Source organism: Kitasatospora sp. NBC_01539, assembly GCF_045040525.1.
Lineage (GTDB): Bacteria > Actinomycetota > Actinomycetes > Streptomycetales > Streptomycetaceae > Kitasatospora.
In genome coordinates this window covers 7,298,205-7,321,185 of record NZ_CP109390.1, presented here as the reverse complement: position 1 = coordinate 7,321,185, position 22,981 = coordinate 7,298,205, and the positions used below count along the sequence as shown (strand labels likewise).

Below are 22,981 nucleotides of genomic sequence, written 5' to 3'. Positions count from 1 at the left end.
GGCGTCATCTGTGCGCGGTGACGCGGCCGGTCCTCGCCCGGGTGATGAGGATCATGGCGGCCACGGCGAGGCCGGTGGCGGCGAGCCCGGCCGCCTCGGCGGCGGCGGGGTGGACGGCGGTGGCGGTGGTCTCCGCGACCGCCGCGGCGGTACAGATCAGGGCCGGCGGCCAGACCGCGCCGAAGACCTGGAGCAGCAGGGCCGTCCAGAGCAGGGCCCCGAGCAGGAGCAGCGCACCGAGCTGGCCGGCGCCGGGGAGCCGTGCCGTCCAGAGCAGGGCGGCGCCGCCGCCGAGGGCGGCGAGCACGACGAGGTAGCCGGCGAGCAGCCCGAGCAGGGTGCGGTCGGTGCGGGTGCGGAACTGCTCGGCGGTGGTGCTGGTGTGCAGGGCGGTGACCGAGCGGCTGCGGAACCGGAAGAGGAGCCACTCGGCGAGGCCCATGCTGAGGGTGAGGGCGACCGCCGCGGAGGCGCCGCCGGCCGGGGCGGGCCGCCACGGGTCGCCGAACGACGCGGTGAGGACGAGCGCGCCGACGGCGAGGCCGAACAGACCGTGCGGCAGGCTGTCGGCGACGGGCACCCCGGCGGCGGGCGGCGGGTCGCCGGCCCGCAGGCGCTGCCCGATCTCGATGCCCGCGAAGACGGCGGCCAGGGAGAGGGAGAGCGCGGGCCCGGCGAGGGCGAGCTGCTGCGGCAGGTCGGTGGCGAGGGTCGCCGCGGCGGCGACCGCGGTGGGGGCGAGCGCGCCCATCAGCCGCTTGGCGCGGCGGGTGACGAGCAGCACGGTCGCCGAGGCGAGGTAGAGCGACTGCCCGGTGGCGAACAGCAGCACCGGCCAGGTGGCGCCGGCGAGGGCGGCCGCGCCGGCGCCGAGGACGGTCGCCGCGAGGCCGCCGCGCAGGAGGCTGCGGCCCACGGCGTAGCGGGCGCCGAGGGCGCGCCAGGCGTAGGCGCGGTGGGCGAGGGCCTGGTTGAGGGCCCAGCCGACGAGCGCGGTGAGGGCGAGGGCGCCCGCCGCCGTGCCGGAGCGCAGGAAGGGCGCGGCGGGCAGGTAGGCGAGGCCGGGCAGGGCGAAGAGCAGGCCGCGCAGCAGGGTGCGCAGCGGGTCGGCCTGCCACGGGTCGGCGGGCTCGGGCGGGGCGCTGTGGCGGCGTTCGGTGCGGGCGAAGAGCTCGTCGGCGATGGAGAAGGAGTCGGTGCGGCCGTAGAGGACGGCGGCCTGTTCGTCCGTCAGGCCGTCGGACTCGAGGACGGCGGCGATCTCGAAGGGGTGCACGGCGCGGGCGCAGACGTCGGCGAGGCGCTCGGCGAGTTCGTCCAGCGGGTCGGCGGGCAGCGGGACGGGCGGCCCGTCCTGGGCGGCACCGGGGCCGGCGGCCTGCGGGTCGACGACGCGCAGGGCGAGGGTCTCGTCGGGCGAGGGCTGTGCCTCGCCGGGCCTGAGGACGCGCAGCGCCATGGTCTCGTCGGGCGCGGGCCGGGCCTCGCCGGGCCTGAGGACGCGCAGGGCGACGGTCTCGTCGGGCCGGTGGCCCGCGCCGTCGCCGTCGGCGGGTGCCGTCCGGCGGCGGGGCAGGCGCAGGAGCACGGTGTCCTCGGGGCGGGGCCCGTCCTCGGAGAGGTTCAGCAGGGTGCTCATCCGGCGGCTCCCACGGCGGCGGGGCCGAGGTCGGCCGGGCGGGCGTCGGCCTGGCCGTCGGCGGCGGCGCGCAGGGCGGGGCTCCACCAGTCGAAGGGGCCGCTGTCGCGGGCGGGCCGGAAGCGGTCGCGGCGGTCGAGCTCGTGGTAGATCTCGCGGAAGGAGTCGATGGTCTGCCGGAGCGTGAACTGCTCGACGACGCGGGCCCGGGCGCCGCGGCCCATCTCGGCGCGGCGGGCGGGGTCGCGGAGCAGGTCGACCGCGGCGCGGGCCATCGCCTCGGGTTCGCGCGGCGGCACGACGAGACCGGTGTCGTCGACGGCCTCGCGGACCCCGCCGACGTCGGTGGAGACGGTGGCGCGTCCGCAGGACATCGCCTCGATGAGGGTGAAGGGGAAGCCCTCGCTGATGCTGGAGAGCATCACGATGTTGCCGGCGGCGTAGGCGTCCCGGATGTCGTCGACCCGGCCCTCGAAGACCACCGCGTCGCCGACGCCCAGGTCGGCGGCGAGCGCCTCGCAGCGCTCGCGGTAGGCGGCACCGCCGGCCGGGGTGCCGCCGAAGAGCCGGAGCCTGGCGTCGGGTATCTCGGCGCGGACGAGGGCGAACGCCCGGATCAGCGTCTCCAGGTCCTTGATCGGGTCGACCCGGCCGGCCCAGCTGAGGGTGGGCACCTCCGGCTCGGGCCCGGCGGGCGGGAACGCGGCCGGGTCGACGCCGTTGTAGACGGTGCGGATGCGGTCGGCGGGCGTGCCGGCGCGCTCCTCCCAGCGGCGGTTGTAGCGGTTGCCGGGGGTGACGAGGGCGGCGCGGGCGTAGCTCTCGACGGCGAGCATCCGGTAGAAGCCGAGCACCAGGGCCTTGACCGGCCACGCGTAGCCGGTGCCGTAGCCGAGGTAGCGCTCACGCAGGTAGATGCCGTGCTCGGTGAGGAGGAACGGCGTGCCGTGCAGGTGGTTGCCGACCAGGCCGGGCAGGGCGGCGAGGCCGCCGCTGACGGCGTGCAGCACGCCGCCCGGCTTGGGGTGGGCGGCGAGCGGGCGCAGGGCGTGTTCGAGGAGCTCGGTGGCGGTGAGCGCGTCGTGCAGGCTGGGGCGGGCCGCGGAGGTGGCGAGGTGCGGGCGGTTCCACACGTCGGCGAGGACGCGGAGCGCGGCCTCGGACCGCAGGGCGGGGCTGAGCCGGCCGGCCCGGGCGTGGACCGCGAGGACGTACAGCTCGGGGCCGAACGCGGCCTCCTCGGCGGGGTCGAGGAGGGAGAGCAGGAAGCGCTCGTAGCCGGTGAGGAAGGCGCGCATCGCGTTGCCGCGGGGGGCCTGGCCGGCGGGCGCGGGGCCCCACAGCGGCACTGCCCGGACGTCGGTGACGTGCGGGGGGAGGTCCCAGGAGAGCGGCTGGCCGCCGGTGCCGGTGACGGCGATGACGCGGAACTCGACGTCGGGCATGCCGGTGACGAGCTGGTCGCACCAGACGCTGACGCCGCCGTGGCTGTGCGGGTAGGTGCCCTCGGTGAGCAGGGTGACCCGGGTGCCGACGAGGTGCGCGAGGTCGGCGGTGCGGGTGGCGCCGGCCGACGGTGTCTGCGGTTCGGGGACGGCCGCCGGGACGGCGTGCAGGTGGTTGGTCATGGTTTCCCCCCCAGGAAGTGCCGCCCCCGGGACGGCGGGCGGTGCGGAGCGCGTGGTGCGGGGCGGGGTGCCGGGCCTGGGCGTGGTGCGCCCCGGCCCGGCCCGCCCGTGGCGGTGCCGCCGGCCGGATCAGCCGGTGGCGCCGCCGGCGGTCTGGTCGAGCGTGTCGCTGTCGGCGGCGGGCCCGGCGGGCACCGGGGTCTTGACGCCGCTGGGCACGGGCAGGATGCGGACGGTGGCGGTGGTGGTGGTCTTGAGCACCTTGGCGACGGTCGTCAGGAGCCCCGCGCTGCCGCTGGGCAGCTTGAGGGTGACGCTGCTCTGCAGCAGACCGGGACCGGCCCAGCCGGACAGCCTGCCGGCGTAGGCGGAGCCGAACGCGGTGGTGCCGACGAGCTGCTGCTGCACGGTGCCGGTGGGCACGGTGGCCTGGGCGAGGGTGCCCGAGGGCGCGGTGATGGTGACGGTGTCGCCGACGCGGTAGGCGTTGACCTGGCCGTTGGCGATCGCGTGGGCCCAGGCGGCGCGGCGCTTCAGCTCCGTGCCGATGTCCTTCTGGCGGAGGTTCACCAGCGGGGTGTCGGCGGTGAAGAGCGAGTCGTACTCGTTGAGGATGCCCTCCATCACCGGGTAGGCGATGCGGTCCTCGGCGTAGTTCGACTGGTGCACGAAGTGCGGCCGCGGGTCGTTGCTGATCGCCCGGTTGACGGCGAGGCGGGCCTCCAGCGGCACGATGTAGTCGCCGTAGCCGGTGGTGGTGTCGAGCGGGGTGGGCAGGCAGGTGGTGGTGGCGGGGTTGTCCTCGCAGATGCCGCTGCCGCCCTGCGCGCGGGAGGTGTAGATCCAGTTGTACTCGTCCACCTCCTCGCCGGCCGTCGCCGCGTTGTAGAACACGTTGAGGGGGTAGCGGGGGATCGTGAGGGCGTTGCCGACGGCGCGCTGGTCGTGCTCGCGGGAGGCGTCGCTGGCGAGCCAGGTGGTGCCGGTGGCGTTGACGGCCGGGCCGAGGTACGGGTTGTCGGTGGGCTGCTGCGGGTTGGTGACCAGCCCGGAGTGCTCGCCGGTGACCAGCTCGGTGTTGTCGGCCGCGGTGAGGCCGTTGGTGGCGGCCCAGGTGCGGTTGTTGGTGATCTGCGAGGTGATGTCGGACTGGCTGGTCCACACGGTGGCGCCGCTCGCGTTGGTGCTGCAGCGCCACGGCACGACGGTGACGTCCTGCACGCACCCCAGGAAGGCGTGCGTGTAGGTGTGGTTGATCCAGCGGTAGGAGCTCTGGTCGGCGATCAGCTGGGCGGCCAGCGGGTCGGTGCCGCCGTTGTCGTCCTTGAAGTCCTCGCTGCCGGCGCCGTTCCAGGCCAGGTCGACCTTGAAGCCGTGCGCCTGCTGCCACTGCTTGAGGTACAGGGCGTCGGCGGCGGTCATCCGGATGGGGTGCTCGTCCGGGTTGCTGCCGGGCGGGCAGGTGACGTCGCCGGGGGTGCACTTGAGGGTGGTGTCCCAGCGGTCGTCGGACAGGAAGACGTCGTCGACGTGCAGCGCGAAGTAGTTGCGGTCGTAGCCGAGGTGGACGCCCTGGGTGGCCCACTCGACGATGCCGCGGGCGAGCTGGCGGTACTGCCGCTGGTAGGCGTTGTAGACGAAGCTGACGACGAGCTCGCTCCGCCCGTCGTGGGCGTACTCGCCGACGAGCGAGCCGCGGCTGCCGCTGTGGCCGGGGATCGGCGCGTCGACGTACGGGGTGAAGGTGGCACCGGCCGCCTGCTCGGCGAGCGGCGGTGCGAGGAAGCCGTAGCTCTCGGGCACGCTCGGCGAGTTGTCCTCGAAGGCGATGCCGCCCTCCAGGTAGCCGAACGGTCCGGCGGTGCCGGCCGCGGTGACCTGGGCCTGCGTGCCGTCCAGGGTGCCGGCGTAACCGGTCGTGCCGGCACCCCAGTCGAGGCCGACGGCCGGCTGCGAGTACGTGTAGGCGTCGACCTGGCGGATGCCGAACTGCTGCTCGTAGGAGGCCAGGGCGGCGAGTTCGTCCGCGCCGAGGCCGGCGGGGGCGTTGCTGGGCATGACGACGGCCTGGAACTTGGCGCGCGGGGCGCCGGAGACCGTGTCGCTGAGGAAGGCGGCGGCGATGGTCGGCCGACCGGATGCGTTGAGGTCGACACGGGTGTACGGCACGCCGGTGCTGTCGAGTTCGGCGACGATCGCGCCGACGGCGGGGCCGCCGTCGTCGACGATCAGCAGCCGCAGGTCGATCCTGGGCGTCGTGACGGCGGCTGCGCCTGGCATCGGCGACAGCGCCATCACGAGTCCGGCGACCGTGCAGGCAGCGGCAATTCGGGCTCTACGCCCCATGAGGTGTCCCTCCCCCTCGGACGGCGCGCGGCTACGCGAAGAACCGCCGTCCGACTTGTGCGATGTGCGAAGTGTGTGTGTGATGCGTGACCACGGATGCGCGCCGCCTACCGGGCGTCACGCACTGTCATCCCCCGCCGCACATCGTATGACCATCCGACCCCTGCGCATCCACCGAATCCACCCGACAGGTTCAAAATTGACCGACTATCAGCACATTGGTCAGACGCCGTTTCACCTGCGCGCATGCCACGCGCCCCCGCACGCCCCACGGGCCGTGCACGACCGGCCGGGCCCTACCGTGGCACCTGCCGCCCGGGCCCGCCCCCTCCGCGGCCGGACCGCCCGCCGACCCGCTCCGGCGCGTGTGACGAGCACCACATTTCGGCCGACCGGGCGTGTCGCCGACGCTGCGCACACGGCCGTTCCCGGCCACCACGGCGGCCCGCCCCGGCCGGCGGGCGGGCGGCCCGGCGCGCGGGCACCCGGGGCGGAGCACGGTGCGGGGCGGAGCGGCCGCCCGCGGCCCGGCGCAGGCCGCGGAGGTCCCGCGGCGCGCGGGGCGGACGGCGCGTCAGCCCGGACGGGAGTAGCGGCCCCGGTACCCTTTCGTGACGAGACCGCGACCGTACGTGGGAAGGCCAGGCCCATGACACCGTGCTCCTCCTCCCCCAGCTGCACCTGTTCCCGGCAGGCGCTCGCCGAGCAGGCCCGCGCCTGGTCGCTGCCGCGGCACCGGCGGCCGGTACCGGCAGGCACGGGGCAGGTCGTCGACTCGTTCCTCTCCTGGTGGGGACGCGCCCGCCGGGCGGACCTGCGCTGACCGCAGGGCCGGAAAAAAAATTCCCCGGAATCCCGGCCGGGGATGTCGAAATCGGCGCGGCGGCTTCTACCCACCCGTGACAGCACCCCGTACCCGGGTGCCGGGACATGAGGAGAGAACGATGAAGTACATGCTGCTGATGCAGTTCAGTGCGGCGACGGCCGATTTCCCGATCATCTCCGAGTGGGCGGAGAGCGAGGTGCAGGCCCACATCGCCTTCATGCGCGACACCAACGCGAAGCTCGTCGCGGACGGCGAGTTCGTGGACGCGCAGGGCCTGGCGTTCCCGGAGGCCGCGAAGGTCGTCAGGGCCGGGCACGACGGCGCACCGCTGGTCACCGAGGGCCCCTTCCCGGAGACCAAGGAGTTCCTGGCCGGCTACTGGATCGTCGACTGCGAGACCGAGCGGCGCGCCGTCGAGATCGCCGCGCACGCCTCCTCGGCCCCCGGCCCCGGCGGCAAGCCGCTGAACATGCCGATCGAGGTGCGACAGGTGATGTCCGCCCCGCCCACGGAGCTCTGACCCCGATCACCGGCGGGCCCCGCGTCGACGACCTGCTGCGCACCCTCGCGCCGCAGGTCGTCGGCGTGCTCACCCGCCGCCACGGCGACTTCGACGCCGCCGAGGACGCCGTGCAGGAGGCCCTGCTCGCCGCCGCCGCGCAGTGGCCCGAGGACGGCCTGCCGCAGTACCCGAAGGCGTGGCTGGTGCACGTCGCGGGGCGCCGGATGACGGAGCACGTCCGGGGGGAGGTGGCGCGGCGCCGCCGCGAGGAGGCGGTCGCGGCGCAGGTGCCGGACGACCGCCGGGCCGCACCGCCCGCCGACGAGGACGCCGCCGCCGACCGCGACGACTCCCTGACGGTGCTCTTCCTCTGCTGCCACCCGGTGCTCACCCCGCAGGCGGCCGTCGCGCTGACGCTGCGCTCGGTCGGCGGGCTGGGCACCGCCGAGATCGCCCGGGCCTTCATGGTGCCGGAGCCGACGATGGGGCAGCGGATCAGCCGCGCCAAGCAGCGGATCAAGGCCTCCGGCGTGCCGTTCCGGCTGCCCGGGCCCGAGGAACTGCCGGGCCGCCTCGCGCTGGTGCTGCACGTGCTCTACCTGGTCTTCAGCGAGGGGTACGCCACGAGCACCGGCCCCGAGCTGCAGCGCGTCGACCTCTCGGTGGAGGCGATCCGGCTCGCCCGGGCGCTGCACCGGGAGGTGCCCGGCAGCAGCGAGGCGGCCGGCCTGCTCGCGCTGATGCTGCTCACCCACGCCCGCAGCGCGGCCCGTACGGGCCCGGGCGGGGAGTTGGTGCCGCTCGCCGAGCAGGACCGCGGCCGGTGGGACGCGGCGGCGATCGCCGAGGGAGTGGCCCTGATCACGGCGACCCTGCCGCGCGGTCCGGTGGGTCCGTACCAGGTGCAGGCGGCGATCGCCGCGCTGCACGACGAGGCGGCCACCGCCGGGGAGACCGACTGGCCGCAGATCCTGGCGCTCTACGACGTGCTGCAGGGACTGGCGGACAATCCGGTGGTGGCGCTCAACCGGGCCGTCGCGGTGGCGATGGTGCACGGCGCCGGCGCGGGGCTCGCGTCCCTCGCCGCGGTCGAGGCGGACGGACGGCTGGCCGGACACCAACGGCTGTACGCCGTAAGGGCTCACCTGCGGGAGACGGCCGGCGAGCGGTCGGCTGCGATCACCGACTACCGGGCCGCCGCCGAACGTACCACCAGCCTGCCGGAAAGACACTACTTGACCTTGCGCGCGGCCCGGCTGGCCGGAGAATCGGGTGGGGTGGGCGACGACCTGCGACACTGATGGTGATCAAGTGTCAGAATGTAACCGGTGTGACGCTCTTGACAGGGCATCTGGGCATCGTAAGAGTGTGGGAGCGCTCCCAGAGAACCCTCTCCCGAAACCCCCTCCAGAGCACCCCGAGCCTCTCCTCCCGAAGCACCACCCTCCCGTCACCGCACCGAGACGGCGCACCGTCGCGCCGTCATCACCCCCCGCCCGCCGGCCCCGTCATGTCCGGACAGCACGAGGAGTGATCCATGCCCGCCCTTTCGCAGGACCAGCCGGAACCCGGCGTCGTCAGCAGCGGATCGTCCGCCAGAGCCACCCGGCTCGCCGACCTGCCCGCGCCCGCCACGGCGCAGATCGGCACGGCGCACGTCGCCGACAACCTCGACCTCGTCGGCAAGATCTACCAGGAGTCGATCTTCCCGGAGGTCTCCCGCGTCGCCAACGGCGAACGCCTCGCCACCCCGCTCGTCATCGACCTCGACCCGACGACGGTCTGCGACCTCGCCTGCCCCGAGTGCATCAGCTCCAACGTGCTCAACCACGGCCAGATAGCCAAGGACCGCATCGTCGAACTCGCCGAGGAACTCACCGGCACCGGCGTCCGCGCCGTCATCCTCATCGGCGGCGGCGAACCGCTCATGCACCGCTCCGTCGGCACCGTCATCGAGACGCTGCACAACGCCGGCATCAAGCTCGGCCTCGTCACCAACGGCACCCAGATCCACCGCTACCTCGACGAGTTGGCCGGCATGCTCTCCTGGGTGCGCGTCTCCATGGACGCCGCCACCGGCCCCACCTACGACGCCTTCCGGCCGACCCGCACCAAGCGGAGCATCTTCCCGCAGGTCGTCGAGAACATGCGCAGCCTGGCGGCCCGCAAGGCCGGCCGGCTCGGCTACTCCTTCCTGCTGATGCAGCGCCACGCGGCCGACGGCACCGTCACCGACTCGAACTACGACGAGGTGTACGAGGCCGGGGTGCTCGCCAAGGACATCGGCTGCGACTACTTCGAGCTCAAGGCGATGCTCGACATGGACCACTTCACGGTCAACCAGGACGCCGCCGACCTCGAACGCGTCGAGGAGCAGTGGCGTCGGCTCGGCGAGCTGGAGGACGAGAACTTCCACCTGCTGCGCTCCTCGAACTGGCTGGCCGTACGCAGCGCCGACGACCCGCACCAGGCCAAGGACTACGCCTCCTGCGCGGTCGCCGAACTCCGCACCACCGTCACACCGACCGGTGTCTACATCTGCCCCTACCACCGGGGCAACGAGAAGGCCAAGCTTGGTGACATCCGCGACACGTCGTTCGCGGAGATGTGGCACAAGGCCGACACCACGGTCATCGACCCGCGTAAGGACTGCCGGTTCATGTGTGCCCGGCACCCCAGCAACGTCGAGATCGGCGGTCTCGCCGGGCGTACCGAACCGCCCGCGCTGATACCGGACTTCGACCCGTTCATCTGACGGCGCGGGCCGGGCGGAAGCCCGGCCCGTCCGTCGGACGGGGGTCCCCACGTGATGGTTTCGAGCAACCCAGGGAAAGGGGTGGCCATGCGGGTCGCAGTGATCGGCGCCGGACCGGCCGGGCTGACCAGCGCCAAACAGGCACTGGAGCGCGGGCACGAGGTCGTGCTGTACGAGCGGCTGCACGCCGTCGGCGGGATCTGGAACCCCGCCTCGGGCGGCGCCTACGAGAGCGTACGGATGCAGAGCTCGCGGATGAGCTTCCCGTACTCCGACTTCGCGCCCGCCTTCGGCACCGACTTCCCCACCCTGCACGAGGTGCACGGCTACCTGCACGCCTACGCCGAGCACTTCGGCGTGCTGCCGGTCACCCGGTTCGGCAGTGACGTGCAGGAGGTCGTCCGGCGCGACGGCCACTGGGAGGTCACCGCCGGCACGGCGGACGCGGCGCCGTCCACCGAACGGTTCGACGCCGTCATGGTCGCCAGCGGCGAGCTCTGGGAGGCCCGCACACCGGACTTCCTGCCGTCCGCGGACACCGGCGTCCAGGTGCTGACGGCGAAGCAGTACCGCAGCGCCGACGGCTTCGAGGGCCGCCGGGTCCTCGTGGTGGGCGGCGGCGTCAGCGGCGCCGACATCGCGGCCGAACTCGCCGCCGGCGGCGCCTCGGTGGACTGGTCGGTGCGGCGGCTCCAGCTCTTCCTGCCGCGCATGGTGGGCGGCGTCTACAACGACGCCCTGCTGTCGTACGCGGCCCGGGTCGCCGTGGAGGAACTCCCCTACCAGGACTACCTGAAGTGGCTGGAGCAACTCGAACCCGAGTATTTTGCGCTCTATCGGGAGAGCGCTATCCTGCCGACGGACGGCTTCCACGGCGCGGTGCACGTGAACGACCGGATCGTGCCCGCGGTCGCCAACGGGCAGGTGCGGGTGCGGCCCGCCTTCGGCCGCTTCGAGCCGGACGGCGCCGCGGTGTTCGCCGACGGCCTGCGCGCCCGTTACGACACGGTCGTGCTCTGTCTCGGCTACGGCCTGCCGGACTACTCGTTCCTGCCGGAGCTGCGACGGGAGGATCTGTACGAACACTTCTTCCACGCCGCCGACCCCACCCTGGCGATCATCAACACCCCGGTCGACACCGAGGCGTTCGGCACCGCGTGCCCGTACTTCGAGGCCATCGCCGGCTGGGCGCTGCAGGTCTTCGAGGGCGGCGCGGTGCTGCCGGACGCGGACGAGCGCGCCCGCTGGTGCGCCGAGAACATGCACCGGCTCGACGACCGCCGCTACTACGACTGCTGGCTGGAGACGGTGCGCATCGGACTGCTGGCCGGCACCGTGCCCGACCCCGCGCAGGACTTCGCCGCGTTCTGGCGGCTGGTCTCGGGCCAGGTCGACCCCGCCGGACTCCAGCCCGGCACCCCGGCGCAGCCGCCCGGCGTGCACGACGCGCTGTTCGACCCGGCGCAGCTGCGCCTCCGCATGCTCGCCGCCCTGGACGCCACCGTCCTGGACGCGCTCGTCGCGGACGGCACGGTGACGGCCGCGGAGGCCGCCACGGCCCGTACGGTGCCGCCGGGTCGGGAGATCGCCCCCTGGCTGCCGTACCGGCAGCGTGAGCACGGCACGGCGGGGGTGGCACGGTGAGCGGGATCCGCACGGTCGTGTCCAGCATCGGGCCGCTGCTGCGGGACCGCGCGCTGGGCGGGCTGGTCGGCGCGACCGGCATGATCGGCATCGGCGGGGCGATGGTGACCACCTCGGTCAGCCTCTTCCTCTCCGACGAGGTCGGCGTCACCCCGCTGCTGATCGGCCTGTTCTTCGCCGGCCGCGCGGTGATGGAGATCGTCTCCGACCTGGTCGTCGGGGCGATGTCCGACCGGATCGGCAACCGGCGTGCGCTGCTCGCCATCTGCTCGCTGCTGTCGGGCATCGGCGCGCTCTGCTTCGCCGGGCTGCGCAACTACTACCTGCTGTTCGCCGCCGCGGCGGTGTTCTTCGGCATCGGCAGCGCCTGCTTCTCCCAGCTCTTCGCCTACACGCGGGAGTTCGCCGACAACCGGGCGATGAACCCGACCTTCTTCAACTCGGCGCTGCGCTCCGTCACCTCGCTGGCCTGGATCGTCGGCCCGCCGCTGGGCTTCCTGCTGATCGACGTCCGCGGCTTCCCGACGCTCTTCCTGACCGCCGCCGCGCTGTACACGGCGGCGGGCGCGCTGTGCCTGTGGTGGCTGCCGAACCTGCGGGTCGAGAGCGGCGACGCCTCGGCCGGCAGCCCGTACCGGGGCATCGGCGGGCAGATGCTGCTGCTGATGATCGCGGTGGTGCTGCTCCTCGCGGTCAACAGCATCTACCAGATCAACATCGCGCTGTTCGTCACCAAGGACCTCGGCTTCGACGCCGGGTTCACCGGCATCATGCTCGGCACCGCCTCGGCGCTCGAGGTGCCGGTGATGATGTACCTCGGCTCGCGGGCCGAGCGGTTCGGCAAGTGGCGGCTGGTGACGGCCGGTGCGCTGTGCGCCGTCGTGTTCTTCTCGCTGCTGCCGCTGGCGGACGAGAAGTGGATGCTGATCGTCCTCCAGCTGCCCAACGCGGCCTGGACGGCGGTCGTGCTGAGCATCCCCGTGACCATCCTCCAGGACGCGATGGCCGACCGGGTCGGCGCCGCGTCCGCGCTCTACTCCAGCTCGTTCAAGGCGGGCATCGCGCTCGGCGGGGCCACCGCCGGCACGGTCGCCCAGTGGGCGGGCTTCACCGATGTCTTCTGGGTCTGCGCGCTGCTCTCCGCGGCGGCGGCCCTGCTACTCGCCCTCGGGAGGGGTCGTGGACACCAAGGTTCCGCAGGTCAGCGTGATCGTGCCGACGTACAACCGGGAGCGGCTGCTGAGGCTCACGCTGGAGTCGCTGGCACGGCAGAGCCTGCCGTCTGACACCTTCGAGGTGATCGTCGTCGACGACGGCTCCTCCGACGGATCCGCCGACGTCACGGCGGAGTTCGCCGACCGCCTCGACGTGACGTACCTCTTCCAGGAGGACCAGGGCTACCGCGTCGCGGCCGCCCGCAACCTCGGCCTCGCGCACGCCGCCGGCGAGGTCTCGGTGTTCGTCGACTCCGGGGTGCTGCTGCACTCGGGCGCGCTCGCCGCCCACCTGGAGAGCCACACCTCCTCGCCGGTGCCGGTCGCGGTCTGCGGCTACGTCTTCTGCTTCAACGAGGACAACGAGGACGGCGCGGTGATGGAGCGCGCCATCGACTACGCGAACCCCGACGCCACCATGAACGAACTCCGTTCCGAGGGACGCTGGCTGGACATCCGCGAGGAGTGGTACGAGAAGTACGGCGACGACTTCGCGGACCTCCCCGCGCCGTGGCTGATCTACTGGACGTGCAACGTCTCGGCCCGCACCGAACGGCTGCGCGAGGTCGGCGGGTTCGACGAGAACTACCGCGCCTGGGGCGCGGAGGACGTCGACCTCTCGTACCGCCTGCACCGGGCCGGCGACCGCTTCGTGCTGAACCGCGACGCCGCCGCCATCCACGTTCCGCACCCCAAGAGCTACACCGAGAACATGCGGTCGGCCGCGGCCAACTACCGCTACTTCGGCGAGAAGTACGACACCCCGATCACCCGGCTGGTGCCCGACAACCACTTCTTCCTGATCAACGACCTGATCCGGGAGGGCGGCCTGCCCTCCTGCGCGGACCACCTGGCCGCGCAGGACCCGGACGCCGGCCTGGTGCTGGTCTTCTCGCCGCACCCCGACGACGAGACCATCGCCTGCGGCGGCACGATAGCCCGGCGCACCGCCGCCGGTCACCGGGTCGGCATCGTCTGGGCCACCGACGGCTCCCGCTCGCACTCCGCGGTGCTCGGCATGGACACCGACCCGACTCCGGACGAGCTCGCCGTGATCCGGGCGGGCGAGGCCCGGAACGCCGCCCGCGTCCTCGGCGTCGCCGACGAGGACGTGCACCTGCTCGGCTTCACCGACACCCTGCTCGCGGAGTCGGTCGACGACTGCCGGGAGGCCGTCCGCAAGGTCCTCGCCTCGTACCCCGAGGTCTCCGAGGTCTACCTCCCGCACGACGTCAAGGAGCTGAACGCGGACCACCGGCTCACCGGTGAGATCGTGCTCGGCTGCCTGGCCGACCTCGGGCTGACCCCGGCCGTCTTCAAGTACGTGGTGTGGGACGAGCGGACGGAGGCGGAGTTCGTCTTCGTCAACCGCAACGAGCCCGTCGCCGTCGCCGAACGGGCACCGGAGCGGATCACCGCCCGCGACATCGCCCCGCAGCTCACCGTCAAGCGTGCCGCGATGGCGGAGCACCGCACCCAGGTCACGCTGTACGCGCCGGGGCAGCAGCGCACCGTCGTCCCGCCGGAGTTCCTGGAGCGGGTCACGACCCGGCCCCTGGAGGAGTTCTGGGTCGCGGTCGACGCGTACCCGATGCCCGCCCCCCGCTCGTAAGACCGTCCGGAGAGGACCCCATGGCAGTGCAGGAACCCCTCGTCCACCACCCCGACTGGCCCGCCGTGCAGTCGGCCGTGCCACTCGACCCGTCCGTCGAGGCGCGCATCGAGGACATCCTCGGCCGGATGACCCTGGAGGAGAAGCTCGGCCAGATGATCCAGCCGGAGCTGGCCGAGCTCACCCCGGAGGACGTCCGCGCGTACGCCATCGGCTCCGCGCTGAACGGCGCCGGAATCTGGCCCGGCGGCGACCGCCGGGCCAGCGCGGGCGACTGGGTGAAGACCGTCGACCGCTTCTGGGAGGCCGCCGAGAGCGCCTACGAGGGCCGCGGCTTCCGCATCCCGTTCATGTGGGCGACCGACGCGGTGCACGGTCACAACAACGTGTACGGCGCCACGATCTACCCGCACAACATCGGCCTCGGCGCGGCCCGCGACCCGGAGCTGATCCGCCGGATCGGCGAGGCCACCGCCCGCGAGATCGCCGCCACCGGCATGTCCTGGACGTTCGCGCCCACCGTCACCACCCCGCGCGACCGCCGCTGGGGCCGGTACTACGAGGGCTACGCCGAGGACCCGGAGGTCGTGCACGCCTACGCGCCCGCCATGGTCGCGGGCGTGCAGGGGGCCGACGCCGGCTCCGGCGTGATCGCCTGCATCAAGCACTGGGTCGCCGACGGCGGCACCGTGAACGGCGGCGACCGCGGCACCGCCGTCTGCGACGAGGACCTCGTCCGCAACATCCACGCCGTCGGCTTCCTCTCCGGCATCGCCGCGGGCGCGCAGTCGGTCATGGTCTCCTTCAGCAGCTGGGAGTCGGAGGCCAACTACGACCACGCACCGGAGTGGGGCGAGCCCTACAACCACAAGCTGCACGGCAGCCGCTACCTCGTGACCGACGTGCTCAAGGAGCAGATCGGCTTCGACGGCATCGTCATCAGCGACTGGGACGCCCACGCCGAGGTCTCCGGCTGCACCGTCGGCGACGCCGGCTACGCCATCGCCGCCGGGATCGACGTGCTCATGGTCGCCGGACGCGACGCCTGGCAGTCGGTGCACCGCACCGCCGCCGAGCACGTCCGGGCCGGGCGCATCACCCAGGAGCGCATCGACGACGCCGTGCGCCGCGTGCTGCGCGTCAAGATGCGCGCCGGACTGTGGGACACCCCCCGGCCCGCCGACCGCACCGTCGACCCCGCCGTGCTGGGCTGCGACGAGCACCGGGCGATCTCCCGCGAGGCCGTCCGCAAGTCGCTCGTGCTGCTCAAGCACGAGCCCGGCACCCTGCCGCTGGCACGCACCTCCCGGGTGCTGGTGGCGGGCAGCGGCGCGGACGCCATCCAGAAGCAGACCGGCGGCTGGACGCTGACCTGGCAGGGCAACGACGTCACCCTGGACGACCTGCCCGGCGCGCAGACCGTCGCCGACGCGGTGCGCGAGGTCGTCGGCGACGGCCACTGCACCGTCGACCCGTACCTGGAGCAGGCCGACCCGGCGGCGCACGACGTCGCCGTGGTGGTGATCGGCGAGGACTCGTACGCCGAGATGCGCGGCACCATCAAGCCCTGGGGCACGCTCGCCTACGCGGGCCTCAAGCGCTCCTACGCCCGCGACCTGGAGACCCTGCGGCGGCTCCGCGAGAGCGGCACCACCGTGGTCACGGTCTTCTTCTCCGGCCGGCCGATGTACACCACCGAGGAGATCAACCTCTCGGACGCCTTCGTCGCGGCCTGGCTGCCCGGCACCGAGGCCGGCGGCATCACCGACCTGCTGTTCGCCGCGCCCGAGGGCGGCCCGGCGTACGACTTCCAGGGCCGGCTCGGCTTCTCGTGGCCGAGCACCGCGCGCTCGCACACCGTGAACCGCATCCCCCCGCACATCCCCGACTACGCGATGCCGGCGGAGGAGCAGGCCCCGGAGGGCGAGCACGCGCCGCTCTTCGCGTACGGGCACGGGCTGCGGCTCGCCGACCCGGGCGCGCCGACCGGGACGCTGCCGGAGGACACCTACGTGGACACCACGCCGGTGCCCGCCGCCGACGGTCCGCTGGAGATCCTGGGCGGGCCGGACGGCCGGGCGTTCGACGTCCGCATCGGCGGGCACAACACGTGGTCGCGGCCGCACATCTCCTTCGACGGGCCGACCGACGTGCTGGTCGTCCGCTCGGAGCCGCTGGACGACCCGGCGCGGCCGGACGCGCTGTCGCTGGAGTTCAAGGGCTACGCCGCCTTCGTCTACGCCCAGGACCCCTCCGGCGAGCCCGCCGACCTGCGCGGCTACGCCGAGGCGGGCGGCGCGGTCGAGTTCGAGGTACGCGTGCTGGAGGCCCCCTCCGGTCCGCTCTACCTGGCGTGCCACGACGACTACCCGGCACAGCCCGGTCTCGACCTCGCACCGCGGCTCGCCGAGCTCGCGGAGCAGTCGCCCGGCGAGTGGTCGCGGGTGTCGGTGCCGGTGGCGGAGCTCGGACGGATCGGCTCCGACCTCCAGCACGTGGACGTGCCGTTCATGCTCTACACCGAGGGCACGGCGACGCTGGAGCTGAGCCGGGTGCGCTGGCGGGCCGGTCAGGACTGACCGCCCCGCGTGGGGGCCGGACCCTGATCCGGCCCCCACTTTTTTCCACTCTTTTTGGGAGCGCTCCCAGGGTGCGCAGGGCCCCACTCGACGGCCGCACCCGCCGCGGGCCTTCCGGCCCGGGCCGAAGGACTGCCCGCGGCCCGCCCGATCCCGCCTGAACTGCACCGATAAGGCCACGGACGGACCGCCTCGCCGTCATCTGCCCGTAACAATACCGGCACGCCGCTTGACACCGGCCCGGGCCGGGCGGCAACCATGGACCGAGGGAGCGCTCCCACGCTCCCGGCACACCCCCCGCCCCACCGGCGGGGCCGGCCCCTGGAGCAGCCCATGTACGCCAACGGCTACGGCCACGGACGCGTCCTCCTGGACCTCCCGTTCGAACCGGGCCGCCACGCGATCGCCGTCAGCCGCCGCGGCGGCCGGGTGGTCGTCGGTTTCCGCGGCAGCCTCGACCAGTCGACCGCGCCCACCCTGCGCGAGACCGTGATCAGCGAGCTCGCCAAGGGCCCGGAGCTGGTCGTCGTCGACCTCTCGGACGTCGACTTCTGGGACTCCTGCGGCATGAGCGCCGTCCTCGTCGCGTACAAGCGCTGCCGCGCCAACGGCACCGCCCTCGGCCTGGCCGGCCTGCGCGGCAGCGCCGAGACCTCCTACCGGGCCACCCACCTCGACTCGGTCATCCCGACCTACCCCGACGTCGCCTCCGCCGTCGCCCACTGGGCCGCCGCCGCCTGACCGCGCGCCCACCACCCCGGCGCAGGACCCGGGCGCTACAGGACCCGGGCAGGCGCACGGCCCGGTCGCGACAGGACCCGGTCGCGGCAGGACCCGGGCGATCGACCCGGCGGAGGGGGAAGCCCGGGCGGGAGCCCTCGACGGCAGGCCCGAAAACCCGTGGCACCCGGGCGCGCGCTGCGCCTAGCTTGTGCGTTCGTGACCGATCATCCTCCCCGCCCGTCGAGTGGCCCGCCCGCGTCCGAGGGGTCGGCCGCGCCGGTGTCCGGGGGACGCACGCCGACGGCCGACCGTCCTACGCCCGTCGCAGCGGCCGAGAGGCTCTTCTCCGGCCCGCACACCGCCGCCACCGTCTGCTTCGCCCTCGTGATGTTCCTGACCGGGTTCGCCGCGCTCGCCGTCGTCCCCACCCTGCCGACGGCCGCACAGGGCCTCGGCCGGGTGTCGCTCTACCCGCTGGTCGCGGGCTGCTTCGTGGCCGCGGGGCTGCTCGGCGGGGTGCTCGGCGGCCACTGGTCGGACCGGGCCGGACCGCAGCACCCGCTCGCCGCGGGCATGGTGCTCTCGGTGGTCACCCTGCTGCTCTCCGGGGCCGCCACCTCGATCTGGCAGCTGGCGGCCGGCCGCTTCCTGGACGGGCTCGCCGGCGGGATGGTCGCGGTGTCGATCAACGCGGCCGTCGGCCGGGCCTACCCCGACCGCCTGCGCCCGCGCGTGCTGGCGCTGATGAGCGCCTGCTGGGTCGTCCCCTCCCTGGTCGGTCCCCCGCTGGCGGGGCTGGTCGCCGCGTCGTGGTCGTGGCGGGCCGTGTTCCTCGGGCTCGCCGCCGTCACCGCGCTGCCCGCACTGGCCGTGGTGGCGCTGCTGCGCCGCCCCTCGTGGGCGGCCGCCCGTGCCGCGTCCGGGGCCGCGCCACCACGCCCGGCGCTGCTCGTGGCCTGCACGGTGAGCCTCGGAGCGGCGCTGGGACAGTACGGCGCCTCCGGCCGGGACACCCGCCATCTGCTGACCGCCGCCGGCGGGATCGCCCTGCTGGCGGTGTTCGCACCGCGCCTGCTGCCGCCGGGCACCGGGCGGGCCGCCCGCGGCCTGCCCGCCACCGTGCTGCTGCGCGGGCTGGGGTCGGGGGTGTTCTTCACCCTGGAGGCCTACGTACCCCTGCTGCTCCTCACCGACCGGCAGGCGCCGCCCGTGGTGATCGGCCTCGGCTTCACCGGTGCCGCGCTGGCCTGGGCCGCCTCCTCCTGGGTGCAGGGCCGCCTCGACCGCTGCGCCCGCCACCGGCTCGTCATGGCCGGCGCCCTGGTGCAGACCGGGGCGGTCGGCCTCGCGATCGCCGGGACGCTGCCGGCGACGCCCGCGTACACCGCCGTGTCCGCCATGGTGGTCGCCGCCGTCGGCATGGGCCTGTACGTGCCGTCGGTCACGGTCCTGTCGCTCACCCACAGCCCGCCCGGCAGGCAGGGCTACGCGGGCAGCGCGATGCAGACCTCCCAGAACCTCGGCCAGGTCACGGTGCTCGGGATCGCCTCGGCCGTGTTCAGCGCCTGTCTCGGCACGGGCGCGTCCGGCGCCGTCGGCTACGGCACGGCGTTCGCGGCGCTGTTCGTGCCGTGTGCCCTGTCCGTCCTGGTCGCCTCCCGCGCCCGCGCCACGTGAGCCTCCGCCGCCTCTGCCGTCTCCGTCTCCGTCGCTGCCTCTGCCTCTGCCTCTGCCTCTGCGGTGGGAACGGCGGCGGGGAAGCCCGCCGGGGCGAAGTCCACGGCGGCGGCGGGCAGCACCCGGATGCTCCGGCCGGGGAAGTCGAGGTGCCGGAAGATCTCGTTGTGGTGCGCGACGGACCGCGCCGGCGAGGCGTACTCGCCCGCGTCGGGCCGGACGGACGTCGTGTGGCCGTCGGCCACCAGCACCACGTCGTACCCGTGGCTCAGCGCCTGACGTGCCGTGGTGTCGACGCAGATCTCCGTGGCGAACCCGGTGACGACCACCTCGGTCACCCCGGCCGCCCTCAGCGTCCGGTCGAGATCGGTACCGAGGAAGCCGTCCGCGCTGGTCTTGTGGACGACCGACTCACCCGCCCCGGGGGCGAGTCCGGGCACGATCCGCCAGCCGTCGGTGCCCTCCGGCAGCCCGCCGCCGCGGTGCTGCACCGTGACGACCGGCGCGCCCGCCGCTGCGGCCCGGCTGCGGAGCCCGGCGATCACGGCGACGGTCTCGGCGGGCCGGTGGGCGATCGCCACCAGAGCCCGCTGCATGTCGATGACGAGGAGCGCCGAGGTGCGCCGCACCGGCACGGCACGGCGGTCGCCCGCCGTGGCCGCCCGAGCGGTCACGCCTGCCCGCCGTCGGAGATCCAGGCGTGCCACCGCGGCGCGACCAGGTCGGCGAAGACCTGGTAGCCGCCCGCGCCCGGGTGGGCACCGTCGCCGACCCGCACCTCGCGCATCCAGACCTCGCTGGCGAGCAGGGTCGGGAGGACGGACACGTACGGCACCCCCGCCTCGGCGCAGACGGCGGAGAACTGCTCGTCGAGGGCGGCCGTGCGGGCGTTCTGCCCGGCGTCGGCCACGGGCGGCGGGCCGACCACGAGCACCGACCAGCCGCGGGCCGCCGCGACGGGCAGCAGCTTCCGCAGGTTGGCCGGCGACTCCTCGGCGGGCACGCGGGTGCCGTCACCGAGGGCCGTGGTGTCGTTGACGCCGAACGACAGCACGACGCGCCGGTCGGTGCCCTCCGCCAGGCGCTGGGCGCACTCGTGCTCCCAGCGGGCGAGGATGTCGGCGGAGGTCTGCCGCCGCACCCCGAGGTTGTACCCCGTGAGCGGCTGACCGGCGTTCTGGCTCTGCGCGGCGAGACGACCCGCCCAGCCGAGGAACTCCGGATCGCCGATCCCCGCGACGAACGAGTCACCGACGAAACAGAGACGAAGATCGCGTGTCATGCCGTCATCCTCGCACGGCCGTTCACGGTGCCGTTCGGAATTTCGGCCCGCCCCCGCGGGGACGTCCGCCACCCTCCCGGCGCCCTCCGGTGCGTCGTGCCGCCCACGCCCCTCCCCGCCCCCGCCTGCGCCTCCGCTCAGCCCTCCAGGGCTTCCAGCACCGCGAGTTGCTCCTGGATGCGTCCGTCCGACCAGCCGTCGAGCCAGGCCGCGTGCCCGCCCTCGTACGCCCGCGGGACGGCCTCGACCCGCATGATCAGCGCGAGGTAGAGGCGGTAGAGGGCGAGGCGGGCGCGGGCGGCGTCATCGAGCGGCGGACCGGGCGTGACACTGCGGTAGCCGGCCGTGAAGTCCGCGTCGTCCTCGACCGCGCCGATCGGGTCGAGACCGACGAGCTCGGCGAGCGGGTCACCGAAGAAGGCGCGCTCGCCGTCGATGATCCCGGCCAGCCGCCAGGCGCCGTCGGCGTCCTGGGTGAGCACGAGGTTGCCCTCCCAGGCGTCGAAGTGGACGAGCGCGGGCCGCCGCACCTCGGCGAGCTGCGCCGCGAAACGCGCCGGCAGGGCCGCGAGGCGCTCGGCGGGCACGGGCAACGACACCTCGAAACGGGCGGCGTCCGCGAGGACGGCGTTCAGCATGCCGGTGAAGGCGGTGGGCCAGTCCGGTCCGCTCAGGCCGGGCACGGGCTGCGGGTAGCCGAACTCCGTTCCGGTGACGGTGGCGAGACGCGCCGCGGCCTCGCCGAGCCGGTGGCGCAGCGCGGCGCGGTCGTCCGGGGTGAGCCGGTCGCGGGCGGCGTCCCAGGTGGTGCCGTCGAGGAAGCCGAGCAGGAGCCACTCGGACGCGGTGCCGGGGCCGGCCGGCTCGTGGTGGAGCACGGTGGGCACGGTGACGCCGGTGGCGGCGGCGAGTCGGTGGAAGAGCGCCTCGGTGCCGAGGAGGCCCTGCTCGTGGGTGAGGGCGGGGGCGTCGGCCGGGGGTGCCACCTTGAGCACGAGGCGCCGCCCGTCGGCGAGTTCGAGCAGGCGGGCGGCGTTGTAGAGGCCGCCGCTCAGTACGGTGCTGCTCAGGACGTCGACCGGGCCGAGGGCCTGGCGGAGGCGGCGGACGGCGAGCCCGTGTGCGTCGTCGGGGGCGGTGGAGGGGGTGGTGGAGGCGGCTGTCATGGCACTCCTCGGAAGCGTGCGGAACGGGTGGGGTGAGGGTGCAGGGCGAGGTGCAGGGTGGGGGGTGCGCGGGATGCGCGGGTGCGCCGCGACGACGCGGGCGGGAGGGCGGCGGCACCTCCGACCGGATTCTAACGACCGCGCGGGGGCTTATGTCGAGCCGTGAAATAAGGAGTCCCGGGGGTGGCAGGGCGGCTGTCCGCCCCGGGCGCTAGCCTCCGCGCATGGAGATCGATGAACTCGTCGGCAGACTGACCGATCCGGGTGCCGACGGAGCCGACCTGGCCGCCGCGCTCGCCGGGTCGGGCGGCGCCGCGGCGCCCGCGCTGCTCCGGGCCTTCCGCCGTGGCGGCCCCCGGACGGCACGCCTGCTCACCGGTCTCCTCCCCCGTCTCGACGACGCTCTCCTGAACGCGGTCGCGGTGGCGCTGCTGACCGACCACCACCCCGGTTCCACAGCCGGTTCCACACCCGGCACCGCTCACGGGGCCGGTGCCGCCGGCTTCGAGACGCTGCTCGAACGGATCGGCCCGGGTCTCGTCCCGGCGCTGCAGCGGGTGCGGGCCGACGGCCGGCCTCCGCTGCGGCGGCGCGCGCTGCACGCGCTGGCGGCCGTCGGGGGCGCGGGAGCGCTGTCCGACCGCGACCGGGCGCTGGTGGAGCGGCTGATCCGGGTGAAGCTCACGGCCGAGCGCCCCCGGCCGCTGCCGGACCACTGGTGGATCGCCGTGCCCGGCGACCGCTACGAGGGCGTCTTCGAGGCGCTCGGCCTGCACGACCGGGTGCCGGTCACCCTGGAGCTCGGGCTGTCGGTGCGCCGGCACGACACGCACTACCCGGACCTTCCGGACGGCAGTCACGGCGCCGTCCACCGCGTCTTCGTCACCCCGGAGCTCGCGGGCTGGCGGCTGGTCTACGCGGAGACGCCGATCGCCGAGATGCAGTGGTGGCCGCACGACACGATCGCGCGGATCAGCGCCGTCTGCGGGCAGGCGCAGTTCTTCCACCGCGACGCGCACGGCGACTCCACGATCTGGGCGGTCGCGGTGGACGGCCGGGTGCGGCGCGGTTACTGGTCCGACGCCACGCCGGAGTGGACGGGCGCACCGCTGCCCTGGGAGGAGCCCGCCGACGACTCCGACCTGGGGGAGCTGGACGACGATGCGTACGCGGAGGAGCCGCTCGACCCCAACCGGGCCGCGACGGTCGGCATCACCACGGCGGCCCGGCAGCTCTCCGTCGATCCGGCGTCCGTCTCGGCGGACACGCCGATGCGCGGGCACGGCTGGCTGGCGGTGACCGCGGCGGGTGTCGGGCACGGCCCGTTCGCCGGGGCGCTGCGGATCTGAGCGGCGCACGGCGGATCCGGGTGGCGCACCGCGGATCCG

At 74.2% G+C, this 22,981-nt stretch carries 16 protein-coding genes and 1 pseudogene; 11 read left to right on the top strand and 6 right to left on the bottom strand.

Translation table 11 applies throughout. From position 1 onward, the window contains the following. Positions 1-4: 4 nt before the first annotated feature. The 3 genes from OG335_RS31780 to OG335_RS31770 form a co-directional block, all read right to left on the bottom strand. Positions 5-1,639 (bottom strand): hypothetical protein, encoded by a 1,635-nt coding sequence (locus OG335_RS31780; RefSeq protein WP_405014580.1) that lies wholly within the window; start codon positions 1,637-1,639, stop codon positions 5-7. Next, positions 1,636-3,267 (bottom strand): GT4 family glycosyltransferase PelF, encoded by a 1,632-nt coding sequence (gene pelF, locus OG335_RS31775; protein WP_405014579.1) that lies wholly within the window; start codon positions 3,265-3,267, stop codon positions 1,636-1,638. The genes OG335_RS31780 and pelF overlap by 4 nt, the downstream gene beginning before the upstream one ends. A gap of 129 nt (positions 3,268-3,396) precedes the next feature. Further along, the gene (locus OG335_RS31770) at positions 3,397-5,613 is read right to left on the bottom strand and encodes a hypothetical protein (RefSeq protein WP_405014578.1); all 2,217 of its coding nucleotides are present in this window, start codon (positions 5,611-5,613) and stop codon (positions 3,397-3,399) included. Between the two features lie 649 nt (positions 5,614-6,262). On the opposite strand from OG335_RS31770, the gene OG335_RS31765 reads away from it, so the two are divergent. The 10 genes from OG335_RS31765 (at position 6,263) to OG335_RS31720 (ending at position 19,145) form a co-directional block, all read left to right on the top strand. Continuing rightward, positions 6,263-6,436 (top strand): hypothetical protein, encoded by a 174-nt coding sequence (locus tag OG335_RS31765; protein WP_405014577.1) that lies wholly within the window; start codon positions 6,263-6,265, stop codon positions 6,434-6,436. A gap of 121 nt (positions 6,437-6,557) precedes the next feature. Next, positions 6,558-6,959: a YciI family protein gene (locus OG335_RS31760; RefSeq protein WP_405014576.1), complete on the top strand. Its 402-nt coding sequence runs from the start codon at positions 6,558-6,560 to the stop codon at positions 6,957-6,959. Positions 6,960-6,964: 5 nt separating this feature from the next. After that, on the top strand, positions 6,965-8,242 hold the full coding sequence (locus OG335_RS31755; protein WP_405015595.1) for an RNA polymerase sigma factor: 1,278 nt from the start codon (positions 6,965-6,967) through the stop codon (positions 8,240-8,242). Positions 8,243-8,478: 236 nt separating this feature from the next. Further along, on the top strand, positions 8,479-9,696 hold the full coding sequence (locus tag OG335_RS31750) for a radical SAM protein (RefSeq protein ID WP_405014575.1): 1,218 nt from the start codon (positions 8,479-8,481) through the stop codon (positions 9,694-9,696). Positions 9,697-9,783: 87 nt separating this feature from the next. Next, complete coding sequence (locus OG335_RS31745; RefSeq protein ID WP_405014574.1) at positions 9,784-11,340, top strand: NAD(P)-binding domain-containing protein; 1,557 nt, start codon at positions 9,784-9,786, stop codon at positions 11,338-11,340. After that, the gene (locus OG335_RS31740; protein ID WP_405014573.1) at positions 11,337-12,626 is read left to right on the top strand and encodes a sugar efflux transporter; all 1,290 of its coding nucleotides are present in this window, start codon (positions 11,337-11,339) and stop codon (positions 12,624-12,626) included. Before OG335_RS31745 ends, OG335_RS31740 begins: the two co-directional genes overlap by 4 nt. After that, positions 12,520-14,166 carry a PIG-L family deacetylase gene (locus tag OG335_RS31735; RefSeq protein ID WP_405014572.1) on the top strand — a complete coding sequence of 549 codons (1,647 nt, stop codon included), beginning with the start codon at positions 12,520-12,522 and terminating at the stop codon, positions 14,164-14,166. Before OG335_RS31740 ends, OG335_RS31735 begins: the two co-directional genes overlap by 107 nt. Before the next feature lie 20 nt (positions 14,167-14,186). After that, entirely contained in the window at positions 14,187-16,745 is a 2,559-nt protein-coding gene (locus OG335_RS31730; RefSeq protein WP_405014571.1) for a glycoside hydrolase family 3 N-terminal domain-containing protein, read from the top strand. A gap of 333 nt (positions 16,746-17,078) precedes the next feature. After that, positions 17,079-17,486, top strand: coding sequence for an STAS domain-containing protein (locus tag OG335_RS31725; protein ID WP_405014570.1), 408 nt, complete (start codon positions 17,079-17,081; stop codon positions 17,484-17,486). 261 nt (positions 17,487-17,747) lie between these two features. Next, positions 17,748-19,145 (top strand): MFS transporter, encoded by a 1,398-nt coding sequence (locus OG335_RS31720; protein WP_405014569.1) that lies wholly within the window; start codon positions 17,748-17,750, stop codon positions 19,143-19,145. 77 nt (positions 19,146-19,222) lie between these two features. Here OG335_RS31720 and OG335_RS31715 read toward each other — a convergent pair. The 3 genes and pseudogenes from OG335_RS31715 to OG335_RS31705 form a co-directional block, all read right to left on the bottom strand. Continuing rightward, positions 19,223-19,774, bottom strand: a pseudogene (locus OG335_RS31715) (isochorismatase family protein); the annotation flags it as partial. A 41-nt stretch (positions 19,775-19,815) separates the two neighbouring features. Continuing rightward, complete coding sequence (locus OG335_RS31710; protein WP_405014568.1) at positions 19,816-20,427, bottom strand: GDSL-type esterase/lipase family protein; 612 nt, start codon at positions 20,425-20,427, stop codon at positions 19,816-19,818. 137 nt (positions 20,428-20,564) lie between these two features. After that, complete coding sequence (locus OG335_RS31705) at positions 20,565-21,593, bottom strand: phosphotransferase family protein (RefSeq protein WP_405014567.1); 1,029 nt, start codon at positions 21,591-21,593, stop codon at positions 20,565-20,567. Positions 21,594-21,817: 224 nt separating this feature from the next. Between OG335_RS31705 and OG335_RS31700 the strand changes: the two genes are divergently transcribed. Next, positions 21,818-22,942, top strand: a complete 1,125-nt coding sequence (locus tag OG335_RS31700) for a hypothetical protein (RefSeq protein WP_405014566.1) — start codon at positions 21,818-21,820, stop codon at positions 22,940-22,942. Positions 22,943-22,981 lie beyond the last annotated feature (39 nt).

What these genes read in the sequence shown, in the direction of transcription:
- OG335_RS31700 (WP_405014566.1), top strand. Translation starts at nt 21,818, where the DNA reads ATGGAGATCGATGAACTCGTCGGCAGACTGACCGATCCGGGTGCCGAC.
- OG335_RS31705 (WP_405014567.1), bottom strand. Translation starts at nt 21,593, where the DNA reads ATGACAGCCGCCTCCACCACCCCCTCCACCGCCCCCGACGACGCACAC.
- OG335_RS31710 (WP_405014568.1), bottom strand. Translation starts at nt 20,427, where the DNA reads ATGACACGCGATCTTCGTCTCTGTTTCGTCGGTGACTCGTTCGTCGCG.
- OG335_RS31780 (WP_405014580.1), bottom strand. Translation starts at nt 1,639, where the DNA reads ATGAGCACCCTGCTGAACCTCTCCGAGGACGGGCCCCGCCCCGAGGAC.
- OG335_RS31745 (WP_405014574.1), top strand. Translation starts at nt 9,784, where the DNA reads ATGCGGGTCGCAGTGATCGGCGCCGGACCGGCCGGGCTGACCAGCGCC.
- OG335_RS31765 (WP_405014577.1), top strand. Translation starts at nt 6,263, where the DNA reads ATGACACCGTGCTCCTCCTCCCCCAGCTGCACCTGTTCCCGGCAGGCG.
- pelF (WP_405014579.1), bottom strand. Translation starts at nt 3,267, where the DNA reads ATGACCAACCACCTGCACGCCGTCCCGGCGGCCGTCCCCGAACCGCAG.
- OG335_RS31730 (WP_405014571.1), top strand. Translation starts at nt 14,187, where the DNA reads ATGGCAGTGCAGGAACCCCTCGTCCACCACCCCGACTGGCCCGCCGTG.
- OG335_RS31750 (WP_405014575.1), top strand. Translation starts at nt 8,479, where the DNA reads ATGCCCGCCCTTTCGCAGGACCAGCCGGAACCCGGCGTCGTCAGCAGC.
- OG335_RS31770 (WP_405014578.1), bottom strand. Translation starts at nt 5,613, where the DNA reads ATGGGGCGTAGAGCCCGAATTGCCGCTGCCTGCACGGTCGCCGGACTC.
- OG335_RS31760 (WP_405014576.1), top strand. Translation starts at nt 6,558, where the DNA reads ATGAAGTACATGCTGCTGATGCAGTTCAGTGCGGCGACGGCCGATTTC.
- OG335_RS31725 (WP_405014570.1), top strand. Translation starts at nt 17,079, where the DNA reads ATGTACGCCAACGGCTACGGCCACGGACGCGTCCTCCTGGACCTCCCG.